Origin of the sequence: Streptococcus oralis (assembly GCF_001579175.1) — a bacterium.
GTDB lineage: Bacteria > Bacillota > Bacilli > Lactobacillales > Streptococcaceae > Streptococcus > Streptococcus oralis_O.
In genome coordinates this window covers 287,606-295,463 of sequence record NZ_KQ970760.1, presented here as the reverse complement: position 1 = coordinate 295,463, position 7,858 = coordinate 287,606, and the positions used below count along the sequence as shown (strand labels likewise).

Below are 7,858 nucleotides of genomic sequence, written 5' to 3'. Positions count from 1 at the left end.
TAATCCTGCCAGAAAAATTCCACCCTTTTTCAGAACTCTATACGCCTCATTAAAAATGGGCTCCACATCTTCAACATAACAGTTTGAAACCGGATGAAAGACTATATCAAAGGTTTCATCCTCAAAAGGCAAAGCTTTTGTCATATCGCCTTCAATCGCTTTAATAGTATAGCCTTCTCTTTCAGCAATTAAAAATTCACTTTCTATTTGCTTTAGAGAATTATCAAGCACAGTGCACTCTGCACCTAATGCGTTAAATATAGGCATTTGCTGCCCACCACCCGATGCTAAACCTAAGATTTTCTTTCCATTTAAATTTCCTAACCACTCATGTGGAACAGGAACCGTCGGAGTAAGAAAAACATTCCAATCTCCGTTTTTTGCGCTAATATACTCATCATGTGAAATCGGCTTACTCCATTCCCAACCTTCTTCAACCCACCCATCAATGGTTTCTTTATTTATATCTTGATACGATTTCATTAGTTATTTCCTTTTATAAATCCTAAGCTTATCTGATAAACTGGGAATTATCAACCTATTTCTACTAAAGTTTAGCTAGTTTCTATTGATTTCTTTACAATAGTTAAAATTCAGTTCATCTACGATGTTTTTCAATCCAAGAGACAGCAAAATCTACTAGTTCACGTTGTTGCATCAATCTAGAATCGGCATTGCCGATTTTTCCTATCTTTGCAAGGCCATTTTCCTCAAAGGCGCTTCCTATGTCCTCAAAATCTTCTCCATCAACGAATAAGGTATTATACGCTTTCCATATACGAACACCATCTTCAAGTATGGCACTGTGTTCAATACAGTCATGTTTCCCAGGATACTCTGCACGGACATCCGCTAAGTGTATGGAAGTGTTTTTATCATATCCAACCCCTAACAACAGTACTTTAGCGTCAAGTTCATAGAGTTTTGCGATAGGTGAACCCTCACCAAATATATTTGAAAGAGTATGTTCCGCTGTAATATATTCAGCATGTTTTCCCCATGAACAAATTGATCTTGCTGGATGCTCTGTTCTGATGCTCCCCGGCCATTGACGGAACATTTCTGCAACAGCTCCCATCGTATTTGTTGGCGTTATCCGTTTATCATATGCTGGCCAATTCTCTCTAATTTTATCCCAGTCTGACTCCTCTGCATTCCAGTGTACACCTGTTTCCGGATCAAGATTTTTCCATGACTGTGTCGGCATCACAATGGTACCTTCAGAAGTCACCACTTCAATTAGAGCTTCTATCACAGTCTGTGCTCCTCCACATACATATCCCATACTTTTTAAGGATGTATGGACAATGACAACATCCCCTTGTTTCAGGCCAAGTTCTGTTAAACCCTGTACGATATCTTCTTTATATACTGTTTTCATAATTTTTACCTCTTGTCATCAAAAATTAATACGAATTTATTAAGTTGATTTTTTAACCCACGTGTCTAAAAAATTTAATTGCTCATCTGTATGAAACCAATGCTCTCCATTCCCCATGATTGTAAGAGTTGCTCCAATTTGTTCTGCAAACTTAGTTATGGATTCTTTTGAAGTTAGATTGTCTTTTTCTCCGTATAAAATAGAAGTGGGAATGTTCCACCTAATGGGATGATTTTTCACATAAGATAAATATTCCCAAGACAATGTTTCACCAAATTCTGTTTCAACCTTTTTCTTACTTTTTAATTCATCTTTTGTAATATTTAACCACTTCATCATATCTATTATCAGTTTCTCCATATCTACAATAGGGGAAATAAATAAGGCATGAGAAATATTCTTTTCAACCAAAGATAGCATTGCAAAATAAGCACCGATGCTATTTGCAATTAAAATAACAGAATCATACGCTTTAGCACACCTATCATATAGTATTGGAAATTCTATCTCCGCTTCCCAAGGAGTTTGTGATTTATAGTCAAAACCGATAACGTCACTTTCTCTAAAAATAGACTGATAATGGTTTGTCTCCTCTATGTTTCCATCCTTACCATGTATATAGATAACCAAATCTTTCATCTAAGAGTCCTCTGTACAGTTTCTGATTCTATAATTTGACCGCAACATTATGGGGTTCATACTTAGCTCATAAAGTCTGCAAAACTCAACTGATTGATTTCGATTCCTAGCCGAGTTGTCCCGGTCGTTTTTCTTTCTTCTTGGGCGGGAAACTACGGTCAAAGATAGCCAATTCCTCTTCATCTACTTCATATCCGTCTGGATCTCGATAAAGCCAAGGACCATTTTCCTGCGTCACACTATTATCTTTTTGCAGATCCAGCACCATGACAAAATCCAAAACTTCTTTCTTGTCCTGGCCATCCAGATAGATGCCATAGTCACTGGCTGTCACAAAGCCATACTTAGGATAGTAAGCCGGATTTCCAAAGATGACTAGATGGCTTATCCCCTCCTTTCTCGCTTGACTGATAGCAGCCTGAGCTAATTGTTCTCCCAATCCCTGCTTTTGAAAGTCTGGCAAAATAGCAAAAGGACCAAATGTGGCGATTTCTTTGATCTGCCCAGTCTTTTCATGACGGAGCTGAGCCTTGCTGAACATGATCTGACCAACTAACTTTCCATCCAGTAAAAGAACTTTTGATAATTTTTCTAGATAATTGGGATGCTGGCGAAAATGATGTAAAATTAGATGCTCTGCACAGCCCGGTCGATAGACATTCCAAAAAGCCTCTCTAACTAAGTTTTCAACTTCATAATTTTCAGAGGGCAATTCCTTACGAATTTCAATATTCATAGTTTCTCCTTTATTTTCTACTACGATTTATCAGACTAAGGCAGAAGGTTATTCTCTCTGCCATGTATGTTTCCACTTCTTCAGCAGTTGATTTTTCAACTATTTTTTAAGAAATTTCTATTAGACAGACATTGACAAACTGAAATTCATTTCAGTCAATCCATTGTATAAATGCTGTTTTATCCTCATCATTATAACCAGCATTCTTATAAAAAGCTAACGTACTTTTGTTCTTTGTACCCGTCAAAAGCATGATTTTATAGCAATTATTTCCTATTGCTATCTCTTTAGCATAATGGAGACATTCTGTCGCATATCCTTTTCCTCTATATTCTTCATGTGTCACCACATTCTCAATAAGGGCATATGGGCGTACGTTTCTGGTTAGATTCGGAATGATGACACAAATGCAGGATGAAAGAATCTGACCATTTATCTCTTTTACAATAATATGGTGATTTTTATCTTCCATGATCGCATTCCATGCGCTCTCCAAAGCATCAATATCTTTTGGAATCTCTTTTTCATGCAAGAAAAGGTATAGGTTCAACAAATCATATAAATCTTCTCTGACAGCCTCTCGTATCATCAGCATCTCTCCTTCATGTAGGTTTCCACTTCTTCAGCAGTCAATTTTCTCACCTGTGTATTGGGAAATTCCTGATATTTTTCAACTGAAAAAACAGACGCCATTTTTTCACAAGTTTTTCCTTTATTCTTTTTTAGATATAATTTCAAATCTTCATTGCTTGCAAAAATTTTGTATGAAATTCTACCATTTTCACTTTTCAATTCATAAATACCACATGGCTTTTTTTCTGAGTAATCGGCAGTTCTCAAATATAGCTTTGCAATTTCTAAGGACTTAAACGGAAAATTCCATCGTTGTAATCCACGATTTGGATCGTATTCGATACAAATACACCGACCACAAGTTCCGCAAATATATTGTGTATGATTTTCTAAGCATTCCACGGGGTTTAAAAGTGGAGTCACTCTATTTTGGTCAACATAACATTCTTTACACATTTTAATCTCACTTCCTCTCCAAATTTTGATCGATAATTTATCAATTATTAAAATATCTCAGAGCTCCAGTATTGCAATAATCTCATTTCCTTCCATATCTCCAGTTTCAGTAAAACCAAATGAATGATATAATTTACAAGCTACTTTATTTTCGGGTTCATATGATAGCCAGCAATACTTTGCTTTACCACAGGGAAAAGATTTAATAAAATTCAAACCAAGAGCAATGGCTTCCCTTCCAAAACCTTTTTTCTGATACTTTTGATCAATCATTAAACGCCAAAGGTTATAGTTCCCTCTTGCTATATCAGGCGGATTGTCCCAATAATCGTTAACATCATAGCCAATCATAATAAATCCAACAGGAATTTCACCATCATAGATTCCAAATGGAAACGCAAATCCATTTGCTGTAATGATGGTGTATGCTTCAACTATACTAATTTCATTTGTGGCAACAAATCCTTTTTGTGATTCCGATACCTGCAATCTAGTTATTTCCCATATATTTTTTCCATTTACTTTTTCCAAGTGAAGCACCATTTTACTACCTCCACAACTCCTGATTATCTATATGAGGATGCCATTTCCAGTCAGGTTTGCGCCAATAAGAGACGAGCAGTTAATGCGATACATTTTCTAATATCTGCATAGCTTCCTTTTCTTGTACCGAGATGTCTTTCATCTTTTTTGAAGCTTCTAAAATGTAGTTTCTGTTTTTGGTGTCAGATACTTTTTTAAATAGAGCAATAACTTCGTCCCAATTCTTAGCAATCTCTACAAAAGTTAAGTAAGCCACTTTAATATTATCATTTTTTGTTAAGTCAAAGGCTTCTTTTAGAAAATCACGATATAGATTTCTAAATATTGCTCCGCCTGTTCCAGCCTTTTCCATTAACATAGCAGTCATTTTAAAATCTTCTTCAATACTCTTTGAAGTATCAAACCACCTGATGATTTCATCACTTGCTTTATAAATGCCCTTATACGTCAGATTCTTTATCGGCGGGTTTAAATATGTTGCTGCATTATTGTGTATTGCAGTTAAAACAGCCGTTTTTATGGGTAATACTTCTGTTTCTTTTTCAATTATATAAAACAAGTTTTTAGATGACATAGAACCTTTTTCACTTCTTGCCTGCTCTAAACTCTCTAAAGAACTGCTTACTTCACACCCTTGTTGAGCAGTATCCACTAAAAAAGCATTTTTATCATCGTATCCGATTATAGCGACATAGTGTCCAGCAAAATGAATTGGATTAGTAAAATATTCCAAGTGATAGCAATCCAATTTCAGCCCAACTGCCTTACCTCTATCCAACAATCCCTTGACGGATTTCCATGCTTTATCTTTTGAAGAAGTTTCCTTTACCTCAAGTTTTAACCCTAAATTTTTTGTGATATTTTGCGTTAATAAATCAGGTTTAATTCTCCCGCCTATAAACGGCATATTCATGGATTTCATATTCCAAAGAGTAAAGCCCAGACCTTCTCCCAAACCAAATAACATCGGCTCACTTAATTCAACACCAAGCTGATTCAAGAGAGTTCCTGTTGCGGTAGATTCACAATGCTGTCCTATGAACGGTTTTATATCTAACTTCATATACTATCCCCTCTGAAAATTTTTTTGGATTTCATTGTGATTGTAAAGTTTGAATTTCAGACTCTAACCAATTTAGCTCTGCTTGAAGCATGGTCAGACCCAAACTGAATAACTGTCTGGCAGACCTTGGCAGACATTGTCCTCCTGCTTGTTGATTCTTCAAAACTTGCAAATCCTTTTCCAAAATATATTTTCGTTTCATAAGAGCCTGCAATAATTCTTTAGAAGACATATTCTGACTATTTGCCAATGCAGTCATAAAATGTGAGTTCGTCGGCTGTCGTTCTACTAATCGCTGACGTGTTTTTTCAATCAAAACTGTTAATCCCAGCTTTGTAATGCTGTACTCTTTTTTATCTTTTCCGTTTGCCGGTACACTCTTTGCCAGACCTTTCTTCTCCAATTTTTCAAGTACATAATAAATTGAAGAAAAACCTACGTCTGTCCATTTTCTCATGCCTCTATCAACAATAAGTTTTTCAATCTGATAGCCATGATGCGGTTGCTCTGCCAATATACCGAGTATTAACTCCTCTGTCAAGGATGTCTTGATAACCATTTTTTATTCTCCCTATTTCTTTTTAATCGGATGTCTGAGAATAGTTTTCAGTTTGGCAGGCTCTGTTTTACGAAAATCGCTGATATAGATTTCATGGTGCATACGTTCATCTGTAATATCCAGTTGATAGCCTTTATTTTCTATATAAGCATGCATTCGTTCAACTGTTATAGGCTCATCATTATAAGACCCGACATGCAAACATTGAACACATAGACCTTCGTCATAAGTAAAGTATTCCACGTTGGAAAAATCCATTTTTTTCTTAGTTGTCGCTTGCTGGATAGCCCAGTCAAAATTTTCTTTACTTACGAAATCCGGCAGACGAAGGAGAGAGATAAATCGAAAATCGCTTTTACGTTCATAATCAACACCTTTAATACCTTCCTGCCACCAAAAACCTTCTAATGGTGGCACAACGAAATCAAAGTAGCCATTCATTCGGTAATCTGTATTTTTACTCATCTTGATAGTATAGGCAAGTGGGTAAAGTAAGTTAATGGCTTGCTTATACTCGCCACCTTCCTCGTTAGGATTTCCTTTACCTCGAACTGCTAAAAAATTCATTTTGGGAATCTTAACAATCATCGGATTTGTCTTAGTTGGATAAAACTCCTTAAATTCTTTTTTAAAGTCAAAAGCCATGGGGCAACTTCCTCCTTTGATACTTATTTTTTCTTATATATTCTACCACTAGAATACGATTTTGTCAAAAAAGTAAAAATAAGTAATCCATGTGCCAACCGAAAATGATTAACACTCAGATATTTCACAGATTATCTAATTCATAATTCCCCTAACGGTCATAAATCAATTCTTTCGAAATCTTTTATAGCTTTCTGATAAGAAAACCAGGTGCATAATGTAAACATGGCAACACCAAGAAGAAATATTACTATCTGTGATACGTTCAAATTTGAAGAATCATTCAAACTTTCTAATCCAGGAATATGGTGTAATATCTCTCCCATGAATATTATGACAGTTGCGACTGCGCAGAATAGGATAAAAGGCTTCCCAATCTTATAAGTTGTTTTAAAAAAGCCTGCAAGAAAAACACTGTTAAAGGTTGCAAACACAAGCATTATATAGCCAAGATAAGCAGCATTTGCATTCATCAATTGATTTGTCACATACGGTGCGGCATCTCCTAAGAATCTCATCCGAATAATCGTCAGAAAAAGACATAATATGAAAGCTATGCACTCGATAAATAGAACAAATAAATATTTAGCCGTAACCACATCTTGTTTTCTAACTGGCAACATGACCGTGTAGGTGATGTCATCACATTCTCGGACTTGTTGATAAGTATAAAAAATACCAAGACAGATAAAAAAGGAACCGACAAGAATAGGATACCTTGGAATCATCGTCATAGCTGAAAAAGTTATAAACCAATAACTCAAAGGATTTGCTGATAGTTTCATTTCTTTATAGAGAAGTTTTCTCATCACAAATTCACCTCTTCCCTTTCAATATGCACCATAATATCTTCAAGTGTGGATTTCTGCCCTATTTCTTTCGTGTAATGACTGATAAAATCCTCTTTTCTCTCAGATAAGAGCAATTCACCATTTTTTATATAAGTAATAGTATCTGCACACTTCTCTAAATCACTAGTAATATGAGTAGAAAACAAGATTGCTACCCCTTTTTCTGCTAGTTTTCGAAAGATTTCATTCATCTCATCTCTAGATACTGGATCAAGCCCACTAGTCGGCTCATCTAAAATCAAAAGCTTAGCATGATGAGAAAGAGCTAAAGTAAGATAAAATTTTACTTTCATCCCCTCAGACAGTTCCATAATTTTCTTATTTTCATCAAGTTTAAATGCATCAAGATAATGACGATACGATTCATCATCCCAGTTATCATAAAAAATACGAGTAATGGCGACAATATCCT

General features: G+C 35.6%; 12 protein-coding genes. All 12 read right to left on the bottom strand.

What is annotated here, in order from left to right; translation table 11 throughout:
* On the bottom strand, positions 1-483 hold a 483-nt coding region (locus SORDD24_RS05730; RefSeq protein ID WP_155720134.1), incomplete at its 3' end, for a class I SAM-dependent methyltransferase.
* A gap of 115 nt (positions 484-598) precedes the next feature.
* Complete coding sequence (locus tag SORDD24_RS05725; protein ID WP_061408521.1) at positions 599-1,381, bottom strand: AAC(3) family N-acetyltransferase; 783 nt, start codon at positions 1,379-1,381, stop codon at positions 599-601.
* 39 nt (positions 1,382-1,420) lie between these two features.
* Positions 1,421-2,020 carry an alpha/beta hydrolase gene (locus SORDD24_RS05720; RefSeq protein ID WP_061408518.1) on the bottom strand — a complete coding sequence of 200 codons (600 nt, stop codon included), beginning with the start codon at positions 2,018-2,020 and terminating at the stop codon, positions 1,421-1,423.
* 106 nt (positions 2,021-2,126) lie between these two features.
* Positions 2,127-2,756, bottom strand: a complete 630-nt coding sequence (locus tag SORDD24_RS05715) for a GNAT family N-acetyltransferase (protein ID WP_061408516.1) — start codon at positions 2,754-2,756, stop codon at positions 2,127-2,129.
* Positions 2,757-2,907: 151 nt separating this feature from the next.
* Entirely contained in the window at positions 2,908-3,345 is a 438-nt protein-coding gene (locus tag SORDD24_RS05710; protein ID WP_061408513.1) for a GNAT family N-acetyltransferase, read from the bottom strand.
* Complete coding sequence (locus tag SORDD24_RS05705) at positions 3,345-3,785, bottom strand: hypothetical protein (RefSeq protein ID WP_061408510.1); 441 nt, start codon at positions 3,783-3,785, stop codon at positions 3,345-3,347. The genes SORDD24_RS05710 and SORDD24_RS05705 overlap by 1 nt, the downstream gene beginning before the upstream one ends.
* 57 nt (positions 3,786-3,842) lie before the next feature.
* Complete coding sequence (locus tag SORDD24_RS05700) at positions 3,843-4,328, bottom strand: GNAT family N-acetyltransferase (RefSeq protein ID WP_231082687.1); 486 nt, start codon at positions 4,326-4,328, stop codon at positions 3,843-3,845.
* Positions 4,329-4,407: 79 nt separating this feature from the next.
* Positions 4,408-5,391: a BtrH N-terminal domain-containing protein gene (locus SORDD24_RS05695; protein WP_061408507.1), complete on the bottom strand. Its 984-nt coding sequence runs from the start codon at positions 5,389-5,391 to the stop codon at positions 4,408-4,410.
* Between the two features lie 31 nt (positions 5,392-5,422).
* Entirely contained in the window at positions 5,423-5,950 is a 528-nt protein-coding gene (locus tag SORDD24_RS05690) for a PadR family transcriptional regulator (protein ID WP_061408504.1), read from the bottom strand.
* Positions 5,951-5,962: 12 nt separating this feature from the next.
* Positions 5,963-6,595, bottom strand: a complete 633-nt coding sequence (locus tag SORDD24_RS05685) for a GyrI-like domain-containing protein (protein WP_061408500.1) — start codon at positions 6,593-6,595, stop codon at positions 5,963-5,965.
* A gap of 158 nt (positions 6,596-6,753) precedes the next feature.
* The gene (locus tag SORDD24_RS05680) at positions 6,754-7,404 is read right to left on the bottom strand and encodes an ABC-2 transporter permease (RefSeq protein ID WP_061408499.1); all 651 of its coding nucleotides are present in this window, start codon (positions 7,402-7,404) and stop codon (positions 6,754-6,756) included.
* Positions 7,404-7,858, bottom strand: a 455-nt coding sequence (locus tag SORDD24_RS05675) for an AAA family ATPase (protein ID WP_155720133.1), incomplete at its 5' end; no start/stop codon positions are given. The genes SORDD24_RS05675 and SORDD24_RS05680, both read right to left, overlap by 1 nt.

What these genes read in the sequence shown, in the direction of transcription:
- SORDD24_RS05695 (WP_061408507.1), bottom strand. Translation starts at nt 5,391, where the DNA reads ATGAAGTTAGATATAAAACCGTTCATAGGACAGCATTGTGAATCTACC.
- SORDD24_RS05685 (WP_061408500.1), bottom strand. Translation starts at nt 6,595, where the DNA reads ATGGCTTTTGACTTTAAAAAAGAATTTAAGGAGTTTTATCCAACTAAG.
- SORDD24_RS05705 (WP_061408510.1), bottom strand. Translation starts at nt 3,785, where the DNA reads ATGTGTAAAGAATGTTATGTTGACCAAAATAGAGTGACTCCACTTTTA.
- SORDD24_RS05725 (WP_061408521.1), bottom strand. Translation starts at nt 1,381, where the DNA reads ATGAAAACAGTATATAAAGAAGATATCGTACAGGGTTTAACAGAACTT.
- SORDD24_RS05690 (WP_061408504.1), bottom strand. Translation starts at nt 5,950, where the DNA reads ATGGTTATCAAGACATCCTTGACAGAGGAGTTAATACTCGGTATATTG.
- SORDD24_RS05720 (WP_061408518.1), bottom strand. Translation starts at nt 2,020, where the DNA reads ATGAAAGATTTGGTTATCTATATACATGGTAAGGATGGAAACATAGAG.
- SORDD24_RS05715 (WP_061408516.1), bottom strand. Translation starts at nt 2,756, where the DNA reads ATGAATATTGAAATTCGTAAGGAATTGCCCTCTGAAAATTATGAAGTT.
- SORDD24_RS05700 (WP_231082687.1), bottom strand. Translation starts at nt 4,328, where the DNA reads ATGGTGCTTCACTTGGAAAAAGTAAATGGAAAAAATATATGGGAAATA.
- SORDD24_RS05710 (WP_061408513.1), bottom strand. Translation starts at nt 3,345, where the DNA reads ATGATACGAGAGGCTGTCAGAGAAGATTTATATGATTTGTTGAACCTA.
- SORDD24_RS05680 (WP_061408499.1), bottom strand. Translation starts at nt 7,404, where the DNA reads ATGAGAAAACTTCTCTATAAAGAAATGAAACTATCAGCAAATCCTTTG.